The sequence below is a fragment of the Nocardia sp. NPDC050412 genome (assembly GCF_044458825.1).
In the GTDB taxonomy this organism is placed as follows: Bacteria; Actinomycetota; Actinomycetes; order Mycobacteriales; family Mycobacteriaceae; genus Nocardia.
Genome location: NZ_JBITIJ010000004.1, coordinates 167,778 through 189,382, shown reverse-complemented (window position 1 = coordinate 189,382; position 21,605 = coordinate 167,778). Strand labels below are relative to the sequence as shown.

Below are 21,605 nucleotides of genomic sequence, written 5' to 3'. Positions count from 1 at the left end.
CACGACATGGGTTCGCGTGGTGTGCATTTCGTCGGTAGCTTTCCGGGTACGAGTACGGACGACGCTATGCGTGCGATGCTCGATGCCGCAGGACCGCGGCTACGCACGCTCCCTACCGGGGAAACGCGCCGCTACGAGTTCTATATTCAGCCGATCATCGAGGATCTGGTGGCGCAGGGCGCATTGGAAGTGAAGAAGCCGGGCACGTGGCGGTCCAGTAGAGAACGCACCATCCATCGCGTCGCATCCGGTCGCGAACTGACCGGCGACATGATGGACCTCGGTTATCTCGCCGAGGCCGAGGAGGCACTCCCGATATTTCGGGATTTGCGCGCGGCGCGCGAGCTGCCCGAATTAACCCTCCAGATCGGGATGCCGACCGATTTCACCCTGGCATTCGTCGCCATGGGCATATCCGGAGTCAGGTCGCACCGCAAGGCGTTCCGGGACGCGACCGTGCGCGACATCGCGGCCATCCACGAACTGGTCGGTCCCGACGTGGTCGTGCAATTGGAGGCCACCGCGGAAATGGTGATCATGGCGAAGACACAGCCATTGCACCAGCGAGTGGAGACGGCATTGCGCCTCGGCGAGGGGATTGCGGCGCTGGCCGAATCCGCGCCTGCGGGAACGAGATTCGGCGTGCACCTGTGCGTCGGCAGTATGCACAACAAGTCCAGGGCCAACATGCGTGATCTGCGCCCCTTCGTGGACCTGGCCAATTCCGTTGTCCGGCAGTGGCCTTCGGATCGACCGCTGACCTATGTGCACGGTCCGTTCGCGGCGGGAGAGATGCCGCCGTCGGCGGATCCCGGGTTCTACGCACCCCTGGCGGACCTGTCAATCGACGAGGGCACCAATTTCTATGCGGGATTAGTCCACGACACTCCCACGGTGGCAGAGCAGGTCGAGACCTTACGGTTGATCGAGAACGCCCTGGGCAGACCGGTGGACGGCGTCGCGAGTGCGTGTGGACTCGGCCGCCGTCCGCGTCCGATCGCCGACGCGCTCGCGGCACGCGCCGATACGCTCGCCGCGACCTAGAGCTTGCGCCCGATTCCGCCCAAAAGCACCAACTTGGTGCGCGGCAGGTCATCGTCGAGCCAATCCTGTACCGGCACCAGACCGGGCTCGACCACCTCGAAACCGTCCAGGAAGGCGGCCACCATATCCGGGGTCCGGAATTGGACCTGCGCCGAGCTGCCGTTGGTATCGCCGGTCGACTGCGCGACGAATTCCGAGTATGTGTCGACCGATCCGTGGGTGAAGGCCAGGATGCTGCCCGGTGCCATCACATCGCGGAGTTTCGCGATGATCCCGGCCGGGGCTTCGTCGTCCATCACGAAGTGCAGCACACCGACGATCAGAATCGCCACCGGCTGGTCGAAGTCGATCTGTCCTTCGGTCCGCGCCTTCTCGATGATCTCGTCCGTTCGGCGAATATCACCGAGTATCGATGCGACACCGGATGTACCGGACAGCAGCGCGTTGGTGTGCACGTACACGACCGGGTCGTAGTCGATCATCACGACGCGTGCCGAGGGGTCGACCTTCTGTGCCACCTCGTGCACGTTGGGTGAGATGGGGATTCCGGCACCGATATCGATGAACTGCCGAATCCCCGCATGGGCCGCGTCTTCCACAGCGTTGAGGAGGAATTTACGACTGAACCAGGCCGTCGTCTTGGTGTCCGGCGCGACCGCGAGCATTCGCTCGGCGACTCGCTGGTCCACCTCGTAGTTGTCCTTACCGCCGAGCAGGTAGTTGTACACCCGAGCAGCGTTCGGCTTGGATGGATCGACGCGCACCGGCGCCCGATCGGCCTCAGCCACCGCACCTCCCTTTGATATCCCTGGGCACATGGTAACAACGACTGGTCGTTTGTCCGCGTGGATCGAGCTGCGGGACTCGATGGCGGTGAATCCTTTGTGCGGGTTCACACCTCTCATACCTGTGTCGGCAACACGGTCGGCACGAGATCGGAGGTTTGTCGTGATCATTGCCACGATTGTTGTTGGGGCGCTGCTCATTTGCGCGTGCAGCATCACCGTGCTGCGGCGGCGGAGCCGGTCGAAGTGACCGAGGTGTGCTGGCCCGACGAACATCTCGTCGCCGCGGCGCGGGCTGGCGATATCGAGTCGATCACCACGCTGGTGTCCGGATCGCATCCGCACGTGCGTCGATTCGCGTACTCGCTGTGCGCGTCGCCGGAGGATGCCGAGGACGCGGCGCAGGAGGCGTTGATCATTCTGTACCGCAAGATCGGGACCTTGCGGGCATCGGGTGCGTTGGCCTCGTGGATGTTTCGGATTGTGCGCAACGAATGTCTGCGGCAACTGCGGTTCCATGTGCGTCGGGCCGAGCCGATTCCCGACTCGGCCATCGCGTCGGCGGAGGAGGAGGCGATCAATCGCCTGGAGGCCGAGCGGGTGGCCGCGGCGATCGCGGCGCTGCCGGGCGATCAACGACGGGTGCTGATCATGCGAGATGTGCAGGGGTACAGCGGTCGAATGGTCGCGGATCTGCTCGGGCTGAGCACCGCGGCGATGAAATCACGGCTGCATCGGGCGCGTGCGGCGGTGCAGCGGAGTTTGGAGGTCGGTAATGAGGAAGTCATCGCGTAGCGATTCCATGAGAGGTGGTGGTCGAGCACCGGGTGGGCGCGATGAATTCGCCAGTGCGTCGCTATCTCGCCATTTGGTCCGTGGCGCAATCGGATTCGGCGCTGTAATCGGTTCCTTCGCGCTGATGCCAGCGGTTGGCCTCGTCAGCATGCTGCTCCTACCGGTCGGCCTCGTCGCATTGCGCGGCTGCCCGACGTGCTGGGCGATCGGCCTGCTCCAGACCCTCTCCCGTGGCCGATTACAGCGCTCGTGCACCGACGGAAGCTGCCAACTGGTCACCACGAAACCCGATGCGACATAACCGCTTCCGCTGAAACGCAGCCGCACCCGAGATGGGTGCGGCTGTGCTAGGCGCGGTTCTTGGCGGGCCGGTTGGCGGCGGCGCGGCGTTCGGCCTGTTGGGTTTTGATGCGCTCGTTTTCCTCGCGCACCGCGGCGTAGTTCTCGCGCTCGCGGATCAGCCATTCCGGCGGGTCGGCGAGCAGCGCGGCGATTTCCTCGGCATTCATCGCATCGGAGACTTCGGCGCGGGCCAGGCCGGTATTGGAAACTCCGAGTTTGCGGGCGACGATATCGCGAGGGAAGGGGCCGGTCTTGCGCAGTTCGGTCAGCCAGGCCGGGGGATTGGTGCGCAACTGTTCGAGTTCGGCGCGGGAGATCGGCGAGTTGCGGAATTCCTCGGGCGTCGCCGGAAGGTAGATGCCGAGCTTGTTCGCCGCGGTAAGCGGCTTCATGGTCTGCGGTTTCTTATCCGGGCTCACCGGTACAGCGTATCCGGCCCGGTCTCGCCCTCAGACCACCCGCCTCGGTAGTCGACAGCCCTGATGGCAATACCCTCATACGAATGAACCCCGAGTCCATCGACGTGACCCGTCTGCGCTGGTTTGTTGCGGTTGCCGAGGAACTGCATTTCGCCCGCGCGGCGAAATCGCTGCACATTTCGCGGCAGAAGTTGAGTCACACGGTGATCGGCTTGGAGCAGGAACTCGGGAGCAAACTTTTTGTGCCCGGTGCGCAGCCGACGCAGCTGACCGAGGCCGGACAGCAGTTGCTGCGCGATGCCAGGGACATCATCGCGCGCGCCGAAGAAAAGCCCGAGCCGGTGGCCCCGGAGGATGTCGCACTGCGGGTCGGCTTCGTACCTGGCGTCACGGTCTCCAAATGGACGCGCATCTGGGCTGAGCGGTTTCCGGACTCCCCGCTGGAGGTGATCGCGATCCCGATGGCCGAACAACTCGCCGCGCTGCGGGACGGGCGCGTCGAGGCCTGCTTCGTCCGCCTACCCATCGATCGCGCAGGTCTGAGCGCGATTCCGCTCTACCGAGAGCTTCCTGTCGTCGTGCTGCCCAAGGATCACACCCTGTCGCTGTTCGAACAGGTGGGCATGGGCGATCTGGAGGGCGAACGAATCCAGGACTCGAGCGATATCGATGCGATCGCGAGCACTATCGAATTGGTCGCGGCCGGTGTCGGCGTCGCCATCGTCCCGCATTCCATCGCCCGTCTGCATGCCCGCCGCGACCTCGTCTACCGGACGATGATGGGCGTCCCGGATACCGAAATCGCCCTGGCCTGGCCCGCCGCACAGACCACCGACCTGATCGAGGACTTCGTCGGTATCGTGCGCGGTCGCTCGGAACGCAGCTCACGGACCCAGGCTCAGCGCAAGAAGACCGAGCCGAAGAAGACCACCGCCAAGCGCTCGACAAAACATGTCGTCAAGACCACCGCAGCCAAGAAAAAGCCCGCCAAACGACGAGGGCGTTAGGCGGGCGTATCCCCAAGCGAGTCAATACCTTTCGGTGTGGACTACCGAGGCTTGCGGCGCAGGATCGAGTCGCGGATCATGATGCCCGCGATCACGGCGGCGAAACCGATCAGGAACACGTCCTCGATGTGGCCCTTGTGGTTGCCGATCGTCATGGCCACCAGGATCACGCAGACGATCCAGCCCGCGACACGGAAGGTCCGGCGCGATTCCCCGCTCCAGCCCCATTCGGCGGACGGAACCTCGGCGGTATCCACGTGGGTGACGATTGCGCGGTCACTGGTGGGTTCGAGTTCCGTGGCGGCCACGATCGCTCCTTAGCTCGGTGTGGGCGTTGCTGCCGATATCGTGGCATACGACCGCTCGTCGTAGCCAGCAGGGCTGTGTTTGATCGGCGGAGTGGTTACGCAGGCTACCGCCTCGCGGCGCGTCGCCGGCTCCGCTGCCACAATGGGGCCGTGTCCGACATCGTGAGAGTCCTTCTGCTCGGCAGCACCGGTTCCATCGGTACCCAGGCGCTCGAGGTGATTGCCGCCAATCCCGACAAGTTCGAGGTGGTCGGCCTGGCCGCGCGCGGCGGCAATACCGAGTTGCTCGCGGCGCAGATGGCCGCCACCGGGACCCGCAATGTCGCGGTCGCGGATCCGGCTGCGGGCACCCGACTCGAACTGGCACTGAGCGGTCCCGGCGCGGTCACCGAACTGGTGCGTCGCACTGAGGCCGATGTAGTACTCAACGCATTGGTCGGTTCGCTCGGCCTGGAGCCGACCCTGGCCACGCTGCAATCGGGCACCCGGCTGGCGCTGGCGAATAAGGAATCCCTCGTCGCGGGCGGCTCGCTGGTGACCCGCGCCGCCGCACCCGGCCAGATCGTGCCGGTCGATTCCGAACATTCCGCGCTCGCCCAGTGCCTGCGTGGCGGCCGGGCCGAGGAGGTGGACCGGCTGGTGCTCACCGCGTCCGGCGGTCCGTTCCGCGGCTGGAGCACCGAAATGCTGGAATCGGTGCATCCGTCCGAGGCGAAGGCGCATCCGACCTGGTCGATGGGGCTGATGAATACGCTGAATTCGGCATCGCTGGTGAACAAGGGCCTCGAACTGATCGAGACGCATCTGCTGTTCGGGGTGCCCTATGACCGCATCGATGTCACGGTGCATCCGCAGTCGATCGTGCACTCGATGGTCACCTTCAAAGACGGCTCCACGCTGGCCCAGGCCAGCCCGCCGGATATGAAGCTGCCCATCGCGCTTGCCCTCGGCTGGCCCGACCGGGTGCCGGGCGCGGCGGCTGCCTGCGACTTCAGCACCGCGTCGACCTGGGAATTCGAGCCGGTCGACAATGCGGTATTCCCGGCGGTCGAGCTGGCCAGGCAGGCGGGCACCGCGGGCGGCAGCGTCACCGCGGTATACAACGCGGCGAATGAGATTGCGGTGCAAGCCTTCCTGGACGGGATCATTCGGTTCCCGGATATCGTGCGCACCGTCGCCCGCGCGGTCGAGGCGGCCGATCGGTGGCAGGCCGAGCCCGAGACACTCGACGACGTGCTGGCGGCCGACACCTGGGCGCGCGACTACGCCCGCGCGCTGGTCCACCCCGCCTGAGCGCGTATTTCCCGCGCTATCCGGTGACTTTTGCGGCATGCGTACGCAAGTGCGTGGCCGGGCGGATCGTCGGCCCCGAACGGCCTTCGATGCGATCGGACGCGCCGCCGAATGGTGGCCTGGCAGACTTGGGAGCGAAGGTTGGTCGGCGTCCGGTTACTGTGGTCGGGGTGCTCGCGGCGCGGACGGACGCGCCTGTGCGGGTAATCGCGGCCGCTGCGGGCGGCCGCACTTCATTTGAGGCGAGCTGCGCAACGCAGGAGGGCTGTACAGCAAATGGTGTTCGCGTTGGGGTTCGTACTGTTCGCCCTCGGCATCACGATATCGATCGCGCTGCACGAATGCGGGCATATGTGGACCGCCCAGTCCACCGGCATGAAAGTGCGACGCTATTTCATCGGCTTCGGTCCGAAGATTTTCTCGTTCCAGCGCGGTGAAACCGAATACGGCCTCAAGGCGCTCCCGCTCGGCGGCTTCTGCGATATCGCGGGCATGACCGCATTGGACGAACTCGCACCCGAGGAACTCGACCGGGCCATGTACCGCCAGGACACCTGGAAGCGCCTGGTGGTGATGTTCGGCGGGATCGCGATGAACTTCGTGCTCGGCTTCCTCCTGCTGGTCGTGCTTGCTATCGGCTGGGGCCTGCCGCGCTTCGACCAGCCGCCGGCCACCACCATCGGTGCGATGAAATGCGTAGCCCAGCAGAATCCGGATAAGTCGCTTGCCGACTGCCAGGGCACCGGTCCGGCGCAGCGGGCCGGTATGCAGCGCGGTGACGTGGTCAAGGCCGTCAATGGCGTGAAGGTGACGACCTGGCAGCAGTTCACCGCCGAAACCCAGAAGCAGACCGGTACGTTCACCTACACCATCGAGCGCGGCGGTCAGACCAAGACCATCGAGGTCACTCCGGAACGCATCACTCGCTATCCCGACGACGGCGGTCCTGGCCGCGAGGTCAGTGCGGTCGGCGTCGGTTCGGAGTACTACGAACCCCTGAAGTACAACGCGTTGGCCGCGATTCCGGCCGCGGGCGCATATACCGGGCAGATGTTCGTGCGCACGGTGGAATCGCTGGCCCAGATGCCGCAGAAGGTTTCCGCGCTGTGGACCGCGGTCACCGGTGGTGAGCGCGATCCGGAAACCCCGGTCAGTGTCTACGGCGCGAGCAAGATCGGTGGCGAGACCGCGGAGCGCGGCCTGTGGGGTGTGTTCATCCTGGTCCTCGCCAGCCTGAACTTTTTCCTCGGCGCCTTCAACCTGTTGCCGCTGCTGCCGCTGGACGGCGGGCATATCGCGGTGGTGCTCTACGAGAAGATCCGCAATACCGTCCGTGGCTGGAAGGGGCTGGCGCCGGGCGGTCCGGTCGACTACCTGAAACTGCTTCCGGTGACCTACGTCGCAGTGGTGATCGGTGGTGCGTATATGGTGCTCACGCTGGTCGCCGACATCGTGAATCCGATCCAGTTGTTCCGCTGAGCGCTAACCTGTCGCGATAACCCCCGCGAACGCCGGATTGCTGGTATTTCGGGACATCTGTGTGTCATGACTCATGTCATGGCCCTCACAGGGTGAGCAGCCGCGGCACGCGGCTAAGCTCGGTAGGCGAACGGCCCGAAAAAGTACGCACGAAAGTAGGCAGCCGAAAGTGACCAGCACAATCGGATTGGGGATGCCGACCGCACCCGCGGCCGTTCTCTCGCCTCGCCGCAAGACCCGCCAATTGATGGTCGGCAATGTGGGCGTCGGCAGCGATCACCCGATTTCCGTGCAGTCGATGACCACCACCAAGACCCATGACGTCAACGCCACCCTGCAGCAGATCGCCGAACTGACGGCCTCGGGCTGCGATATCGTGCGCGTCGCCTGCCCGCGCCAGGAGGACGCCGACGCATTGGCGACCATCGCGCGCAAGAGCCAGATCCCGGTCATCGCGGATATCCATTTCCAGCCGCGCTATATCTTCGCCGCCATCGATGCGGGTTGTGCCGCGGTGCGCGTAAACCCGGGCAATATCAAGGAATTCGACGGACGGGTCGGTGAGGTGGCCAAGGCCGCCGGCGCGGCGGGCATCCCGATTCGCATCGGCGTGAATGCCGGTTCGCTGGATAAGCGGATGTTGGAGAAGTACGGCAAGGCGACCCCGGAGGCGCTGGTCGAATCGGCGCTGTGGGAGGCGAGCCTGTTCGAGGAGCACGGCTTCGGCGATATCAAGATCTCGGTCAAGCACAACGATCCGGTGGTCATGGTCGAGGCCTACCGCCAGTTGGCCGCGCAGTCCGATTACCCGCTGCACCTCGGGGTGACCGAGGCCGGTCCGGCCTTCCAGGGCACCATCAAGTCCGCCGTCGCGTTCGGTGCGCTGTTGTCCGAGGGCATCGGCGACACCATTCGGGTGTCGCTGTCCGCGCCGCCGGCCGAGGAGGTCAAGGTCGGCGGGCAGATCCTGCAGTCGCTGAATCTGCGCCCGCGCAAGCTCGAGATCGTTTCCTGTCCGTCCTGCGGTCGTGCCCAGGTCGACGTGTACACCTTGGCCAATGAGGTGAGCGCCGGTCTGGAGGGCATGGAGGTGCCGCTGCGGGTTGCTGTGATGGGCTGTGTGGTGAACGGACCCGGTGAGGCACGCGAGGCTGACCTCGGTGTCGCCTCGGGCAACGGCAAGGGCCAGATCTTCGTGAAGGGGCAGGTCATCAAGACCGTGCCGGAGGCGCAGATCGTGGAGACCCTGATCGAAGAGGCCATGCGCATCGCCGAGGAGATGGGCGAGACGCCCGGCGCCGGCGAACCCGTCGTCACCGTCGGGTAGCACGGGTTCCCGAGTAGCCGTACCGGACTCGGCCGATTCGTGGCAGGCTGTCGATGTGCGGAGTCTGCTGGAGCCCGCGCGGCGGGCCAAGGATGCCCCCGCGCGTCAGCTCGCGAACCGAGATCTGGCACAGGTGCTGCGGGTGCTGGATAGCGATCCGATCGCCTCGTGCATGGTGGCGGCGCGGTTACAGGAATTCGGCTTGGATACCGGCGTCGGGCACGGCGAACTGTGGAGTCGGGGTGGTCCGTCGGAATCGCTGTGCTTCTCCGGTGCGAATCTGGTGCCCCTGCGCGGCGATGAGGATGCGTTGCGCGCCTTCGCCGCGCGGGCGGTCCGCTGGCCGCGGGTGTGTTCGTCGGTGGTCGGGCGTCAGGAACTGACGCTGCCGCTGTGGGAGATGTTGTCCGCGCATTGGGGACCGGAACGCGAGCTACGCGGTGCACAGCCGCTACTAGCCCTCGGCCAGCCCGCTCTGGCCACCGCCGATACGCAGGTCCGCCGAGTCCGGCCGGATGAGTTGGAGCGCTATCTCACCGCGGCGATCGCCATGTTCATCGAGGAGGTCGGCGTCGACCCGCGCGCGGGCGACGGCGGCCGCGGTTATCGGCGCCGGATCCAGAGTCTGATCGAATCCGGCCGCGCCTGGGCGCGTTTCGAGGACGGCGAAGTCGTGTTCAAGGCCGAGGTCGGATCGCTGTCCCGGCGTACCGGGCAGATCCAGGGCGTGTGGGTGCATCCCGAACGGCGCGGCGCTGGTCTCGGCACCCGTGGTACGGCCGCCGTGGCGAATGCGGTGGTGGCCTCGGGCCGCACCGCCAGTCTGTATGTGAACGACTACAACGGCATTGCCCGCCGGGCCTACAGCCGAGTCGGGTTCCGGCAGATCGCCACCTTCGCGACCGTTCTGCTCGACTGAACGCGGCGCCGAACATCGGTGCGCCACAGCCGTTTGCTTGCTGTTGACTATACGATCGGTCCCGATGTCGACTCGCATGCTCATTACGCTGGCCGTCGCGGCATTCGCGGCGGTGGGGACCGCCTGCTCGGCCAACCCGCAGGGACCGGTGCCCGCGGCCGATGCCTTCCTGGCCGCCTTCGCCGACCACGACAGCGCGGCCGCGGCCGAACTCACCAGTCAGCCCGAGAAGGCGACCGCCGCGCTGCGTTCGGCATGGGGCGAGTTGCAGGCCGAGAAGTTGATCGCGCATACCGGCGCGGCCAGGGTCATCGGCGATACCGCGACCGTCGACTACACCTACGAGTGGCACCTGCCCAAGGACCGCATCTGGAAGTACTCCGGTCAATTGCAGATGGGTCGCAGTGACGGCCGCTGGATGGTGCGCTGGACCTCCTCCGATATCCACCCCAAACTCGGCGATACCCAGACCATGGCACTGCGCGCCAACCAGGCCCCGCGCGCCAGGGTGAACGAGCAGTCCGGCAGTGATGTGCTGGTGCCGGGCAAGGTATCTCGGGTCGCGTTCACCGCGGCCTCCGCCCCGGATCCGGGTTACACCGCGACCTCGCTGGCGGCGGCGCTGAACCGCTTCGACGAGCGGCTCACCCCCGTGTCGATCCTGAATGCGGCGTACGCCGCCAAGGGCGAGTACACCGTCGCGCTCTTGAGCGAGTACGAATACGACCAGGTGAGTGCTGATCTCATCGGCCTGCCCGGGGTAACGCTGACCCAACAGTGGGATATGGTCGCCACCGACCGGAATTTCGCACCGGATCTGCTCGCGCAGGTGCGCAAGACGGTGGTCGCCGAGGTGGACGGTAAGGCGGGCTGGAGCGTTGTCACCATGAACGCCAACGGCGCCGATACCGACGTGCTCACCGAGGTGCCCGCACAACCCGCCCCGTCGTTCTCGCTCAGCATCGACCGCAACGTGCAGAACTCCGCACAGCGGGCCGTCAGTGGCCGCGAGGAACAGACCATGATGGTGGTGCTGCAGCCCTCGACCGGCGCGATTCTCGCTGTCGCACAGAATAGGGCGGCCGACCGCGACGGTCCGGTGGCCACCATCGGCCAGTATCCGCCGGGCTCGGTCTTCAAGACGGTGACCGCGGCAGCCGCCATGTCACTCGGAAAGGCCACGCCCGAAACGGTTTTGCCGTGTCCGAGCCGAATTGTCATCGGGGACCGGACAATTCCGAACTACAACCTGTTCCAACTCGGTGACGTACCGATGGCCACCGCCTACGAGCGATCCTGCAATACCGCATTCGCGAAATTGGCCAGCGAGCTGCCGAGCGATGCGCTGCACGATTCCGCCGCGAAACTCGGTGTGGGACAGGGGTATACGGTTCCCGGCCTGCCGACCGAATCGGGTTCGGTGCCACCGGCCGACGACATGATCCAGCGCACCGAGGACGGTATCGGCCAGGGCAAGGTGGTGGTGAGCCCGTTCGCAATGGCGGTGCTCGCGGCGACCGTCGCGCACGGGTCCGCGCCGGTGCCGTATCTCATCGCCGGGCGGATCACCGAGATCAAAGGCGATCGTCCGGCCATCGGTGCGGAGGTGATCGATGGTCTGCGCATGATGATGCGCAAGGTGGTCACCGGCGGTACCGCCGAACGTGTTGCCGACCAGGGCGAGGTGTACGGGAAGACCGGGGAGGCCGAGGTCGACGGCGGCTCGCATTCGTGGTTCGTCGGCTATCGCGGGGATCTGGCTTTCGCGACATTGCTGGTCAAGGGTGGCAGTTCGGATCATGCCGTCGCGGTGACGCGCGATATGCTCGCCGCCCTGCCCGCGGGCTACTGAACGCGCCTGGAGTTGGTGCGACTGGTGGACTCCGGCGGGGTGCCGCGGTCGGGCATTTCATAACGCAGTGTGGTGGAACCGATTCGGATGACATCACCGTCCGCGAGTGCGGTATCGGCACCGATCGGCACACCGTTGACGTAGACGCCATTGGCCGAATCCCGATCCCGAATGAAGATCCGGTTGTCGCGCGGCACGATGCGCGCGTGCTTGCGGCTGACCCGGGCATCGTCGAGCACGATGTCGTTATCCCATTCGCGGCCGATCCGCAGCCCGGTCGCCGGGATGGCGATCGCTTCGCCGTCGCCGACCCGCAACCAGGCCTGCCGCAGCAGGTCGGGCAGGTCCTGTTTGGTCACCCCGGGTGAGGAAGAGACCGTCGGCAGTGCCTGCTGGCTGCGGATCGCTTCCTCCAGTGCCAGGGTGCGTGGATCCGGATCGATGCCCTGCTCGTCGGCGAGGTTGCGGCGGATGCGCAGGCAGGCGGCGAGTGCGTCGGCCTGGCGGCCCGCGCGGTAGAGCGCGGAGATGAACAGTCGCCAGAGTCGCTCGTTCACGGCGTGTTCAGCGGTCAATGCGGTCAGCTCGCCCAGGACCGCGCCCTCGCGACCGCACGCGATATCCGCGTCGAGGCGATCGGCGATGGCATTCAACCGTCGTTCGTCCATATCGGTGGCGAAATTGTCGGCAAAGCGCAGGCCGCGCAATCCGGCGACCGTCTCACCGCTCCACTGCGCGAGCGCGTCGGCGAAACATTCGGCCGCTGTTTCCAGATCGCCGGTGGTGAAGGCCAGCGAGCCTTGGGTCCTGGCCCGCTCGAAACGGCCGACGTCGCATTGGTCCTCGCGGATATCGAGGAGGTACCCGGCGTGCACGGTGCGCAGGACGGCTCGATCGTCCACCCCGGCCGAACGCAGAATCGTGCGCAGATTCGAGACGTAGGCGTAGAGGCCGTCGACGGAGCGATTGGGCATCTCCTCTTCCCAGATGCTGTTCGCCAGTGTGGTTTTCGCAACGGCCCTGCGGCGATTGATGACGAGCATGGCCAGCAGCGCGCGCAGTTTGGCGCCCGGCAATGGCACCGCCTGATCGTCGACCAGCAGGCGCACCGGTCCGAGCACTCGAATATCGAGTGCCGGTCGATTCGAGCCCGCAGAGCCCACCAGATTCCCTCCGAACGCAAGCCGCTTCCGGACCGCCGCTGCCCCACGGCTGTTTCGCCGACGGAAGCGTCACGCGATGGAGTTCAGCATACGCACTGATGGCGCGCCGTGCCCGCACTACGCCGTCGGCGAAATGATTACGCGCCGTGCCGAATTCGGATCGATAATGGGATCGTCCACCGCTGCGGTGGATTTCGTCGGCGATCTTGTTGGAGTTGACCGGATGGATGATGTACTGCTGACCCCGCCCGATGCGGCCGAAGTGGCGCTGCTGGCCAGTGGTGTGGTCGCCGCGGCGTCCGGTGCGGACGGGCTGACTCCGCTGCAGCAGTTGCTGGTTCCGTCGCTGTTCCTGTCGATGACCGGACATCGGGTCGAACTGGAAACGCTGCCGCCCATCGATGCAGAGACCTTCGCGGTCGGGCTGGCCCGGCGCAACCGGATCTTCCGCGAGCGAATCGTGCAGACCATGCTGCTGTCTGCGTTGGTGGTGCGGCCGTTGCCGCCCGCGGTCGCGACCAAACTGCGGGAGTTCGCCGACGCGCTCGAGGTCGACGACGAGATGATCGCGGTGGCGCAGAAGTACGCCGAGGGTGCGATCGAACTCGCCGTGGTCGACTTCGACCGCAACGGGTACCTCGGTGGGCTGGACCCGAGCCGGTTGACCGCACTGCACACCGAAAGTCTGGATTCGTCCTGGGGACAGGTCAGCGATGATCCGGCCTTGGCCGCGCAGTGGGCCGGCCTGCGCGAGTTACCCGTCGGAACGCTCGGCCGCGGCGTCGCCGATTTCTATGCCGATCGGGGTTTCGTCACGCCCGGCCTGCCGGGTTCCGCGCCGCCGCTGCTCGCTCAGCACGACTGGGTGCATGTGCTCGCCGGGTACGGCACCACGCTGGAGAACGAGATCGAGGTGTTCGCCTTCATGGCGCGCGCCAATGACGACCCGCGCGCGTTCAGCCTGCTCGCCATGGTGATTTCGCTCTTCGAAACCGGCTACCTACCTGCCGGAGCCGGATTGTTCGAGGCCAACGAAGGACATTTGCGCACCGCGGGCATGGCGACGCGTCTGGGCGATGCCATGCGCCGCGGCGCACTCACTCATGGCAGCCACGATTTCCTGGACCTGGACTGGTTCACGTTGGCCGATCGGCCGATCGCGGTGGTGCGCAATGAGATCGGGTTGACCGCGAAGTCACCCGACGCCGTCACCGCGGGTTCTGTGGGGGCTTGGGAGGCGGGCGGCATCACGCCCTATCAGCTGCACTCGGCTGCGGTCGCCGCCGAGGCCGAAGGACGAACCTACGTGCCCTGGCACCCGGACCCGACACGCGACTGACCCGCCGCGAGCACTCTGCGCGAATTCGTCACCACACCCATGCGGTTGAGCGGGTATGACGACGTAATCCGGTGCGCAACCGACACGACTCGTCAGGCGCGGTTCAGGGTTGCCGCTAGGTGGTGGGTCAGCGGTTCGCCTACCGCGGCCATGCGCAAGGTGTATTCGATGGTGTCGCCGGTCAATACGATCGAACGGCCGAGGGCGGTCACCACTTTCGCGGTACTGCTGCGGCCGATGCTGGTCGATTCGAATTCCATCCGCAGTTCGCCGTCGACGATGGTGAGGCTGCCCTCACAGATCTCGGTTATGCCGGTCGGGTGCGCCAGGATCAGTTCGACGTGATCGGGGCGCGGACAACGCAGATAACCGGTTTCGGCGTGCATCGGCCGGCTGCCATCGGCGGCGCGGGTGCGCTGTCGGTAGGTGAGGAACGGTCGGCCGAGGTGGCCGAACTTGATTTCCTCGACATAGTCGAATGACTCGATGGTCGGGTACTCACCGTGCCCTGGTCCGCGCCATGTGCCGAGCAATGGTGCGAGCGGAGCGATATCCGGATGGGGGGCGACAGAAGGCTGGGGGGCGACCACGCGCGACAGCTTAAACCTGTCGAAACCGGGGTGTTCCCATACGGTCGAAATTCCCCCCAGCTAAGGTTAGCGTCGCCTAATCGCCAAATGAGGGTTGCGAGTGGCTGGAAAGGACGAAGAAGTTGAACGCACGCCTTAGTGAATTGCGCCGCAACGGTGCCTGGCGGTCGCGGACCCGCAACGGTCTGCTGCGCGCATCGGTGCTCGGCGCTGCCCTGGTCGTGGCCGCGGCATGCTCGGATTCGAAGTCATCGAACGATGAAGTGGCTGCCCTCGACGGCAATCATTACGCGCAGACCAACCTCGCCGCCAACAATGCCGAATACAAGGCGCAGTACACCTTTCCGGACATGGTGAACGCGTGGGGACTAGCCGATCGCCCCAAGGGTGCGGGCGGGCATTTCTGGGTTGGCGCGGGCGGTAAGTCCTTCCAATTCGTCGGCGATGTCAGCGCGTCCGCGGATCCCAAGGTGCAGAAGCTGTTCCAGGATCCGCTGAAGATCGTCACGATTCCGGGCGCGGACGCCGACACCTCGGATAAGAGCATCGGCAAGACCACCGGTGTCGTCTTCAACGGCGCTCCCATCACCTCCGACTTGTTCGTGGTGCGTGACCAGCCGGTGGATGTCGACGGTGCGCCGGTGTCGCTGACCGGTTCGTCGCGGTTCATCTTCGCCACCGACTCCGGCAAGATCTCGGCCTGGACCGAGCAGGGGCCCGAGGGCGCGATCATCCGGCACGATGGTCCCGCGAATCTGGTCTTCGATGGCGAATCGCAGGGCATGGCGTTCTTCGGTATCGCGCTCGCCCCGTCCGGTGACAAGCTGCTCGCCGCCGACTTCGGCGAGAACCCGCAGATCCGCACCTTCGACAAGGACTGGCAGCTGATCCCGACCGTCGGCTTCGCCAACCCCTTCGCCACCGGCGATCAGATCGATGCGGCCGCACCGGATAAGGGCAAGAAGGCTAAGCCGGGCGACCCCGCGCCGTTCAATGTGACCACCATCGGCAACCGCGTATTCGTCTCCTATGCGGACACCAAGCCCGATGAGCAGGATGCGTCCAAGTTCGACAAGGCCGAAGAGGATTCGCTCGACAAGGATCAGGAGAAGGACGCCAAGGGTAAGCCCGCCAAGGGTAAGGTCGCGGAATTCGACGGCAACGGCAAGTTGGTCCGCATCCTCGATGACAACGGTCGCCTCAATGCGCCGTGGGGTGTCGTGGTGGCTCCCGCGAACTTCGGTCCGCTCAGCGGCAAACTGCTGGTCGGCAACTTCGGCGGCCTCGGCCATGTGCTCGCCTACGACGACGCCACCGGCAAGTTCGTCGACTACCTGCGCGATGAGAAGGGGCAGCCGGTCGAGATCGAAGGTCTGTGGGCCTTGATGTTCGGCAATGGCGAGAGCCTTGGCGATGCCGATTCGCTGTATTTCACCGCGGGCCCGGAGGACGAGAAGGAAGGTCTGTTCGGCAAGCTCCGCTTGAAGTAACCCATACGTAGGCGAAGGCGGTTCCCGGGTGGGGACCGCCTTTGTCGTATGTACTACTCGGGATCGGGGGATGGCGAGGTCCAGCGTTCGGACCAGTCCCAGAGTGGTTGGAGGGCTGCGGTGAGGGCGAGGCCCGCCGGGGTGAGTTCGTAGGTTTTGTCCGCGTTCTTGGTGATCACGCCTGCGGTCTGTAGGTGTTGCAGCCGGGTCGAGAGCATGCTCGACGAGCAGTTGCCCATGCGGCGGCGCAGTTCGAGGAATCCGAGGCAGCCGGGTTCCAATTCCCACAGGACGCGCAGGATCCAGCGTTGGCCGATGAGCTCCATGGTGGCCAGCATGGGCGCGTTCGCCGGGTCGTTTCGCCCGCGCGACGGCTTGGCTCCATTTGCACTTCTCATTTCGAACTACCATAGTGATTCTAAATTAGAAGCATTGCTGTGGGCTGATGAGGTGAGAGGCAGATGGTGGGCGACTCGACGGAACGACGGATTGTGCTGATTACCGGCGCGTCGCGGGGGATAGGGGCCGAGACGGCGAAAGTGCTGGCGGCGGGTGGTGATCACGTGATCATCAACTATCGGGAGAAACGCAAGCGCGCCCAGACGATCGCCGATGAGATCGGCGCGGCCGGTGGCAGTGCGTCGATCACGGGGGCGGATATCGCGGATGCGGATGCAGCAGCGGCGCTGATCGCCGATGTGGTGGCGGAGTTCGGGCGGCTGGATGTCCTGGTGCTCAACGCATCCGGTGGTCTCGAGCGTAATGCCGCGCCTGAATACGCTATGGCATTGAACCGTGACGCACAGGTCCGTCTGGTGCGGGAAGCCTTGCCGCACCTGCCATCCGGCGGCCGGATCGTCTTCGTGACCAGCCATCAGGCGCACTTTCACGGCCGCAAACCCGTTCCGGCGGACTATGAGCCGATCGCCGCGAGCAAGCGTGCGGGCGAAGATGCCTTGCGCGCAATGATTCCGGAGCTGACCGAACGCGGCATCGGGCTGAATGTGGTGTCCGGTGACATGATCGATGGCACGATCATTGTCCGCCTGCTGGAACGTCGCAATCCCGACGCGGTTTCGGCTCGCCGCGATCACGGCGCACTGCCGACCGTCGAGGAGTTCGCCGCCGTCGTCGGCGAGGCCGCAAGTGCCGCAAGCGAATCCGGTCGCACGTTCTATGTCGGCGGTCAGGACTATCTGGCGGACGGCGCGGCCGAGGGCATACCTGCCTAGTGGAGGCTTCTCGCTTGCTGACCGTCGGACCATAGCCTTGGTTACTGTGTATTTGCCGCGCACGCCCGTGTCTGTAACAAACTGATATCGACGGTTTCCGGTCGCGAGCGCGGATCTGGGTCGATAATCGAGGCGTCGCGTGTGGTCGTGCGGTGCGGAAACGGCGTTGCTGGTCGGGAGTGGGCGCCGACGGCGGCGCGTTCCGGCGTCAGCGGGAGGCTCAGATGATGAATGTCGGAAATTACCGGATGGTTCCGGGGCGGGATATGTTGCTGGCCGCATGCCGGGGGCTACCGCACGACGATCATCCGATGTTGGAGGCGGCGGGGGAGTTGGCGCAGCTGCACGAAATTCGCGAGCAGACGCCGGTTTCCGAGATGGCCAACCAGGATCGGCGGCGTGCCCAACTGGTGCGGTCGATCGACCTGTGGGTGGCGCTGGTGATGCCGGTGCCGAGCTCGCAGGCGCAGTTGCACTCCGAAACCGTCGGCCAGTTGGTGGATCGGCTGGCCGGAATGACCACGCAGGCCTTCCTGCCACTGTCCGCGGCGCCGGAGGCCGTCTTCTATGACGCGTGGGTGCAGCTCAACGAGCTGGCCGATAGCTATCAGGATCTCATCGACGGACTACGCGAGGGCACCCGCCGTTTACCCGGCGGCTAGCGTCCGCGCCCGAAAAGTCGGAACGAACGTGCCGGGCGGCGCGGCAGGGTTGCGTAGACCATCGTCATATCGGCGAAGACCTCCGCTTCCCGTTCGCGGTCGGCACCGAAATGCTCGCGGCCGAGTAGGTGCTTGATGGACGACGGCGAGATGGACGGCAGCAGTGCGGCCAGCGACGGTGTGATCGGCTCGCCCGCCCCTGTACCTTCCTTGCCGTGCCCGAGCAGCATGTGGCCGACCTCGTGCAGGATGATGTGATCCGCATTGCGCTCGGTGGCGGACGCGTCGTAGACGATGATGTCGTCGTGACCGCGCGCCATCCAGAGTCCGCTGCCACGACAGCCGATGTCCGCGAGCGCGGCCGCGGGGATCGGCTGCACTGAGATGGAGCGACCACGGTGCGCGGCGACATTTGCGAGGTAGGCGGACAGATTCCAAGGACTGGGGAGGGGCACGGTCCGCGCTGCTTCACGGAAACGAGCTTCCATGCTGGTCATCGGGGCATACATTACTCACCCGGTGCGCGGTAGTCACCTCGCGAATCGGGCATTCCGTCGAAAACGATAGCTACACTGCATAATTCACCTGCCCATGGGGCAGCGTTCGGCTCGAATCGGCACACACCTTGGTGGGATTCATCGCCCCCTCGGAGTGCCGTTCCGACACCCGGGGGCGGTATCGAAACGTTGTCGGTGCGGCGAGATTGGACGGCGACCTGATCGCCCCGAACGGCGGCGGCGCGCCCGATTTCGGTGGGCAGGGGACGAAGCGAGCGAGATCGGCCATGCGGTACGTACTCGAAGAGTGCGGAAAGCTGTACCGGCTGCGGTTGGGTGCGACATGCTGAGAACAGCCGGTTCCCCACCGACAAGCACGGTTGACGCGCAGGATGGGAGCGTGCAGATGAGCATCGGTAGCGACGCGGTATCGAGCACCGTCCAGCAGGAACGCGACGTCGGGGAAACCCGCCGCCTGAGCAGCGAGCGGCTGGTGGACGCGCCACCGCCGCGTAGGGCGACGGTGGCGCAATGGTGGGCGCTGACCTGTCGCCTGGTCCGGCCGTCCTGGCGCAACGGTGAGCTGATCACCGCACTGCTGGCGCCCACGGTCTTCACCGTCGGCTTCTATGTGCCGCTGAATTTCGTAATGACCATTAAGGGGCACGGGCTGAGCAGCTACGCCCAGTTCCTCACGCCCATGATCGTCATGCAGGCGGTCGCCTTCTGCGCCATCACGGCCGCGTTCCGGGCGGCCTCCGATGCCAAGGACGGGCTCAATACGCGGTTCGGATCGATGGCGATGGTTTCGGCGGTCCCGCTCGCGGCACGGGTCACGGCCGCGATGTACCGGGCGGCGGTCTCGCTGACCGCGGCGCTGGTGTGTGCCCATGTGATCGGCTTCCGCTTCTATGGAAGCTGGTGGGATACCGTCGGTTTCATCGGGTTCGCGATGCTGATAGCACTGGCGCTGTGCCTGGGCGCGGATCTGCTGGGCAGCGTGACCAAGAGTCCGGAGGCGACCACCCAGGCGCTCATCCTGCCGCAGTTGATTCTCGGCATGGTCTCGACCGGATTCGCGCCGGCCCGCCAATTCCCGAGCTGGATCCAGGGCTTCGCACGCAACCAGCCGGTCTCGCAATACGTGTACGGGCTGCGGGCACTGGCCGGTGACCCATCGGGTCACGCGGGTGTGGTCGGCTGGTCGATCTTCGGGCCCGCGCTGGCCTGGGCACTCGGCACCGTCGTGGTGTTCGGCGTCGGAGCGGTATTCATTTCGATACGGAGGTCGTCATGACTCGGGTACTGGATCCTCCGGCGTTGCCCAAGGTCACCGGTCGGACCGAGACCTGGCGTTTGCTGATCCCGCAGACGATGATCCAGACCAAGCGGCTCTTGGTGCGCTGGTGGCGTGACCCGTTGACCGTCGTGCAGTCGCTCGTCTTTCCCGGGCTACTGCTTTTCGTATTCAATACCGTTCTCGGACAACAGATTTCGTCCGTCACGGGAGAGAACGCGCTCTACGGTTCGGTGCCGATGGTGGCGCTGGTCGGCGTGATGTCCGGTTCAGTGGCCGGCGCCATCACCCTCGGACGCGAGCGCGACGAGGGTCTGTTGGCCCGCTTCTGGGTGCTGCCGGTGCACCGCGCATCCGGACTCACCGCCCGCATCGTTGCGGAGGGGATCCGGATCCTGCTGTGCACCGCGGTGATGTACGCGGTGGGGGTGGCGCTCGGCTTCCGTTTCCAACAGGGGCTGCTCGCTGGTATCGCGCTGTTCGGTGTGCCGCTGCTGTACGGCATCGCCTTCGCCACCTTGGTCACCGCAGTGGCCGTGTTCAGCGCGAAAGCCGCACTGGTGGAGGCGGTTTCGCTCGGCTCGTCGCTGCTGATGTTCTTCAGTACCGGGTTCGTCCCGCTGTTCGCCTACCCGGCGTGGGCCAGGCCGATCGTGCGGCATCAGCCGATGTCCTACGCCATCGACACCATGCGTGGACTGTCCCTCGGTGGCCCGGTGCGTGATTCGCTATTGGCCACCATCGCCTGGTGTGTCGGTGGGCTCGTCGTCTTCTCGATTCCCGCGGCGGTCGGCTATCGGCGGGCCAGCCGCAGCTGATCAGCTCATCTCTTTGGAGGCCTTGTCGATCAGCGCCATGGAGTCGCGCGGGCTGAGCGCCATGGCGCGCAACTGGTCGAAAATAATGCCGAAGCGTCGGATCTGAGGATGGCCCTCGATCAGTTGATCGCCCGCGATGCCCTCGACATACACCAGTTCCGGATCGGCCGGATCCTTGAAGTCCAAAAGCGTGAAGGATCCGGCCATACCCGGATGCACCCCCGCGCTGAACGGAAGTATCTGCAGAATTACGTTTTTCATCTGCGAATCGTCGAGCAGCCGCTTCAGCTGTGCCTTCATGACATCCGGGCCGCCGACCATGCGCCGGATCGCCGCTTCGTCGAGCACCACCCACAGTTCTAGCGGATCCGGCTTGGTGAGATGCATGGCCCGATCCATCCGCGCCCGCACATTGTGCGACACCGTGTCGCTGTCCAGCTTCGGCATATTGGTGTCGATGACCGCCTCGGCGTACTCCGAAGTCTGCAATAGCCCTGGGATGTAGGAGGTTTGGTAGTGCCGGGCTGAAAGCGCCTCGGATTCGAAGTTGATATAGGCCGCGTGCACCTCGGTCAGCGTCGCCTCGTACGGGCGGGACATGCCGGGCTTGAGTGCGTCCGAGAGGAGCTCGAGCGCATCGGTGCGCTGCTGTTCGGTGACGTCGTAGAGATCCAGCATCGCCATCAGCGTGCGCCGTTGCGGGCGCGCCTGCGCCGTCTCGATGCGGTACAGCGTGGTGATATTGATGCCGGTCTTGCCGCTGACGTCCTCTTTGCTGAGCCCCGCGTGTTCGCGCATCTCGGTCAGTAGCACCGAGAGCCGCCGCAAACCCGCGGTGAGGACTGTGCGCTTGCCTGCCATGACAACCCTTTCGCCCGGCGCACCCAATAGCACTCTTGCGTACATGTCTGTAGTGGGTGCCCGCCATACACCGCGAATATGCAATC

22 protein-coding genes are annotated in these 21,605 nt (G+C 65.4%); 14 read left to right on the top strand and 8 right to left on the bottom strand.

The genetic code is table 11. From position 1 onward, the window contains the following. The first annotated feature begins 6 nt into the window (after positions 1-6). On the top strand, positions 7-1,044 hold the full coding sequence (locus tag ACIBI6_RS12350; RefSeq protein WP_396956107.1) for a hypothetical protein: 1,038 nt from the start codon (positions 7-9) through the stop codon (positions 1,042-1,044). On the opposite strand, the gene ACIBI6_RS12345 is transcribed toward ACIBI6_RS12350, so the two are convergent. Then, positions 1,041-1,832, bottom strand: coding sequence for an SAM-dependent methyltransferase (locus ACIBI6_RS12345; protein WP_396956105.1), 792 nt, complete (start codon positions 1,830-1,832; stop codon positions 1,041-1,043). The genes ACIBI6_RS12350 and ACIBI6_RS12345 overlap by 4 nt on opposite strands. A gap of 204 nt (positions 1,833-2,036) precedes the next feature. Here ACIBI6_RS12345 and ACIBI6_RS12340 point away from each other — a divergent pair, with 204 nt between their 5' ends. After that, a complete protein-coding gene (locus ACIBI6_RS12340; RefSeq protein ID WP_364341653.1) occupies positions 2,037-2,624 on the top strand; it encodes an RNA polymerase sigma factor in 588 nt (195 codons plus the stop codon). A gap of 347 nt (positions 2,625-2,971) precedes the next feature. Here ACIBI6_RS12340 and ACIBI6_RS12335 read toward each other — a convergent pair whose 3' ends face one another. Next, positions 2,972-3,385 carry a DUF5997 family protein gene (locus ACIBI6_RS12335; protein ID WP_364341651.1) on the bottom strand — a complete coding sequence of 138 codons (414 nt, stop codon included), beginning with the start codon at positions 3,383-3,385 and terminating at the stop codon, positions 2,972-2,974. An 83-nt stretch (positions 3,386-3,468) separates the two neighbouring features. Here ACIBI6_RS12335 and ACIBI6_RS12330 point away from each other — a divergent pair, with 83 nt between their 5' ends. Continuing rightward, on the top strand, positions 3,469-4,392 hold the full coding sequence (locus ACIBI6_RS12330) for a LysR family transcriptional regulator (protein WP_396956102.1): 924 nt from the start codon (positions 3,469-3,471) through the stop codon (positions 4,390-4,392). A 41-nt stretch (positions 4,393-4,433) separates the two neighbouring features. Here the strand turns inward: ACIBI6_RS12330 and ACIBI6_RS12325 are convergent, their stop codons facing one another. Continuing rightward, the gene (locus tag ACIBI6_RS12325) at positions 4,434-4,700 is read right to left on the bottom strand and encodes a DUF2631 domain-containing protein (RefSeq protein ID WP_364341647.1); all 267 of its coding nucleotides are present in this window, start codon (positions 4,698-4,700) and stop codon (positions 4,434-4,436) included. Between the two features lie 150 nt (positions 4,701-4,850). Between ACIBI6_RS12325 and dxr the strand changes: the two genes are divergently transcribed. The 5 genes from dxr (at position 4,851) to ACIBI6_RS12300 (ending at position 11,570) form a co-directional block, all read left to right on the top strand. Further along, complete coding sequence (gene dxr / locus ACIBI6_RS12320; protein ID WP_396956100.1) at positions 4,851-5,993, top strand: 1-deoxy-D-xylulose-5-phosphate reductoisomerase; 1,143 nt, start codon at positions 4,851-4,853, stop codon at positions 5,991-5,993. Positions 5,994-6,269: 276 nt separating this feature from the next. Beyond that, positions 6,270-7,472, top strand: coding sequence for a site-2 protease family protein (locus ACIBI6_RS12315; protein ID WP_364341643.1), 1,203 nt, complete (start codon positions 6,270-6,272; stop codon positions 7,470-7,472). Between the two features lie 169 nt (positions 7,473-7,641). Beyond that, positions 7,642-8,799 carry a flavodoxin-dependent (E)-4-hydroxy-3-methylbut-2-enyl-diphosphate synthase gene (gene ispG / locus ACIBI6_RS12310; RefSeq protein ID WP_364341641.1) on the top strand — a complete coding sequence of 386 codons (1,158 nt, stop codon included), beginning with the start codon at positions 7,642-7,644 and terminating at the stop codon, positions 8,797-8,799. A 55-nt stretch (positions 8,800-8,854) separates the two neighbouring features. Beyond that, positions 8,855-9,718 (top strand): GNAT family N-acetyltransferase, encoded by an 864-nt coding sequence (locus ACIBI6_RS12305; RefSeq protein ID WP_364341639.1) that lies wholly within the window; start codon positions 8,855-8,857, stop codon positions 9,716-9,718. 64 nt (positions 9,719-9,782) lie between these two features. After that, the gene (locus ACIBI6_RS12300; RefSeq protein ID WP_396956096.1) at positions 9,783-11,570 is read left to right on the top strand and encodes a penicillin-binding transpeptidase domain-containing protein; all 1,788 of its coding nucleotides are present in this window, start codon (positions 9,783-9,785) and stop codon (positions 11,568-11,570) included. Here ACIBI6_RS12300 and ACIBI6_RS12295 read toward each other — a convergent pair. Next, complete coding sequence (locus ACIBI6_RS12295) at positions 11,564-12,733, bottom strand: BTAD domain-containing putative transcriptional regulator (protein WP_364341635.1); 1,170 nt, start codon at positions 12,731-12,733, stop codon at positions 11,564-11,566. The genes ACIBI6_RS12300 and ACIBI6_RS12295 overlap by 7 nt on opposite strands. 76 nt (positions 12,734-12,809) lie before the next feature. On the opposite strand from ACIBI6_RS12295, the gene ACIBI6_RS12290 reads away from it, so the two are divergent. Further along, on the top strand, positions 12,810-14,072 hold the full coding sequence (locus ACIBI6_RS12290) for a hypothetical protein (RefSeq protein ID WP_364341633.1): 1,263 nt from the start codon (positions 12,810-12,812) through the stop codon (positions 14,070-14,072). Positions 14,073-14,164: 92 nt separating this feature from the next. Here ACIBI6_RS12290 and ACIBI6_RS12285 read toward each other — a convergent pair whose 3' ends face one another. Then, a complete protein-coding gene (locus ACIBI6_RS12285; protein ID WP_364342030.1) occupies positions 14,165-14,671 on the bottom strand; it encodes a peroxynitrite isomerase in 507 nt (168 codons plus the stop codon). Between the two features lie 176 nt (positions 14,672-14,847). Between ACIBI6_RS12285 and ACIBI6_RS12280 the strand changes: the two genes are divergently transcribed. Further along, positions 14,848-16,152, top strand: a complete 1,305-nt coding sequence (locus ACIBI6_RS12280) for a TIGR03118 family protein (RefSeq protein ID WP_396956481.1) — start codon at positions 14,848-14,850, stop codon at positions 16,150-16,152. 53 nt (positions 16,153-16,205) lie between these two features. Here the strand turns inward: ACIBI6_RS12280 and ACIBI6_RS12275 are convergent, their stop codons facing one another. Then, a complete protein-coding gene (locus ACIBI6_RS12275) occupies positions 16,206-16,550 on the bottom strand; it encodes a helix-turn-helix domain-containing protein (RefSeq protein WP_364341631.1) in 345 nt (114 codons plus the stop codon). A 63-nt stretch (positions 16,551-16,613) separates the two neighbouring features. Here ACIBI6_RS12275 and ACIBI6_RS12270 point away from each other — a divergent pair, with 63 nt between their 5' ends. Together ACIBI6_RS12270 and ACIBI6_RS12265 are read left to right on the top strand one after the other, a co-directional pair. After that, positions 16,614-17,384 carry an SDR family oxidoreductase gene (locus ACIBI6_RS12270; protein ID WP_396956093.1) on the top strand — a complete coding sequence of 257 codons (771 nt, stop codon included), beginning with the start codon at positions 16,614-16,616 and terminating at the stop codon, positions 17,382-17,384. A gap of 224 nt (positions 17,385-17,608) precedes the next feature. Continuing rightward, positions 17,609-18,046, top strand: a complete 438-nt coding sequence (locus ACIBI6_RS12265) for a DUF4254 domain-containing protein (protein WP_364341628.1) — start codon at positions 17,609-17,611, stop codon at positions 18,044-18,046. Here the strand turns inward: ACIBI6_RS12265 and ACIBI6_RS12260 are convergent. After that, positions 18,043-18,543, bottom strand: coding sequence for a hypothetical protein (locus ACIBI6_RS12260; protein WP_364341626.1), 501 nt, complete (start codon positions 18,541-18,543; stop codon positions 18,043-18,045). The genes ACIBI6_RS12265 and ACIBI6_RS12260 overlap by 4 nt on opposite strands. 406 nt (positions 18,544-18,949) lie before the next feature. On the opposite strand from ACIBI6_RS12260, the gene ACIBI6_RS12255 reads away from it, so the two are divergent. Together ACIBI6_RS12255 and ACIBI6_RS12250 are read left to right on the top strand one after the other, a co-directional pair. Continuing rightward, positions 18,950-19,840: an ABC transporter permease gene (locus tag ACIBI6_RS12255; protein ID WP_364341624.1), complete on the top strand. Its 891-nt coding sequence runs from the start codon at positions 18,950-18,952 to the stop codon at positions 19,838-19,840. Then, positions 19,837-20,658: an ABC transporter permease gene (locus tag ACIBI6_RS12250; RefSeq protein ID WP_364341622.1), complete on the top strand. Its 822-nt coding sequence runs from the start codon at positions 19,837-19,839 to the stop codon at positions 20,656-20,658. Before ACIBI6_RS12255 ends, ACIBI6_RS12250 begins: the two co-directional genes overlap by 4 nt. Here the strand turns inward: ACIBI6_RS12250 and ACIBI6_RS12245 are convergent, their stop codons facing one another. Then, complete coding sequence (locus tag ACIBI6_RS12245; protein WP_364341620.1) at positions 20,659-21,564, bottom strand: helix-turn-helix transcriptional regulator; 906 nt, start codon at positions 21,562-21,564, stop codon at positions 20,659-20,661. Positions 21,565-21,605 lie beyond the last annotated feature (41 nt).

Excerpts from the sequence above, each read along its gene's own strand:
- ACIBI6_RS12315 (WP_364341643.1), top strand. The coding sequence starts at position 6,270 with ATGGTGTTCGCGTTGGGGTTCGTACTGTTCGCCCTCGGCATCACGATA.
- ACIBI6_RS12270 (WP_396956093.1), top strand. The coding sequence starts at position 16,614 with ATGGTGGGCGACTCGACGGAACGACGGATTGTGCTGATTACCGGCGCG.
- ACIBI6_RS12275 (WP_364341631.1), bottom strand. The coding sequence starts at position 16,550 with ATGAGAAGTGCAAATGGAGCCAAGCCGTCGCGCGGGCGAAACGACCCG.
- ACIBI6_RS12255 (WP_364341624.1), top strand. The coding sequence starts at position 18,950 with ATGAGCATCGGTAGCGACGCGGTATCGAGCACCGTCCAGCAGGAACGC.
- ACIBI6_RS12350 (WP_396956107.1), top strand. The coding sequence starts at position 7 with ATGGGTTCGCGTGGTGTGCATTTCGTCGGTAGCTTTCCGGGTACGAGT.
- ACIBI6_RS12245 (WP_364341620.1), bottom strand. The coding sequence starts at position 21,564 with ATGTACGCAAGAGTGCTATTGGGTGCGCCGGGCGAAAGGGTTGTCATG.
- ACIBI6_RS12330 (WP_396956102.1), top strand. The coding sequence starts at position 3,469 with ATGAACCCCGAGTCCATCGACGTGACCCGTCTGCGCTGGTTTGTTGCG.
- ACIBI6_RS12300 (WP_396956096.1), top strand. The coding sequence starts at position 9,783 with ATGTCGACTCGCATGCTCATTACGCTGGCCGTCGCGGCATTCGCGGCG.
- ACIBI6_RS12265 (WP_364341628.1), top strand. The coding sequence starts at position 17,609 with ATGATGAATGTCGGAAATTACCGGATGGTTCCGGGGCGGGATATGTTG.
- ACIBI6_RS12290 (WP_364341633.1), top strand. The coding sequence starts at position 12,810 with ATGGAGTTCAGCATACGCACTGATGGCGCGCCGTGCCCGCACTACGCC.
- ACIBI6_RS12250 (WP_364341622.1), top strand. The coding sequence starts at position 19,837 with ATGACTCGGGTACTGGATCCTCCGGCGTTGCCCAAGGTCACCGGTCGG.
- ACIBI6_RS12260 (WP_364341626.1), bottom strand. The coding sequence starts at position 18,543 with ATGACCAGCATGGAAGCTCGTTTCCGTGAAGCAGCGCGGACCGTGCCC.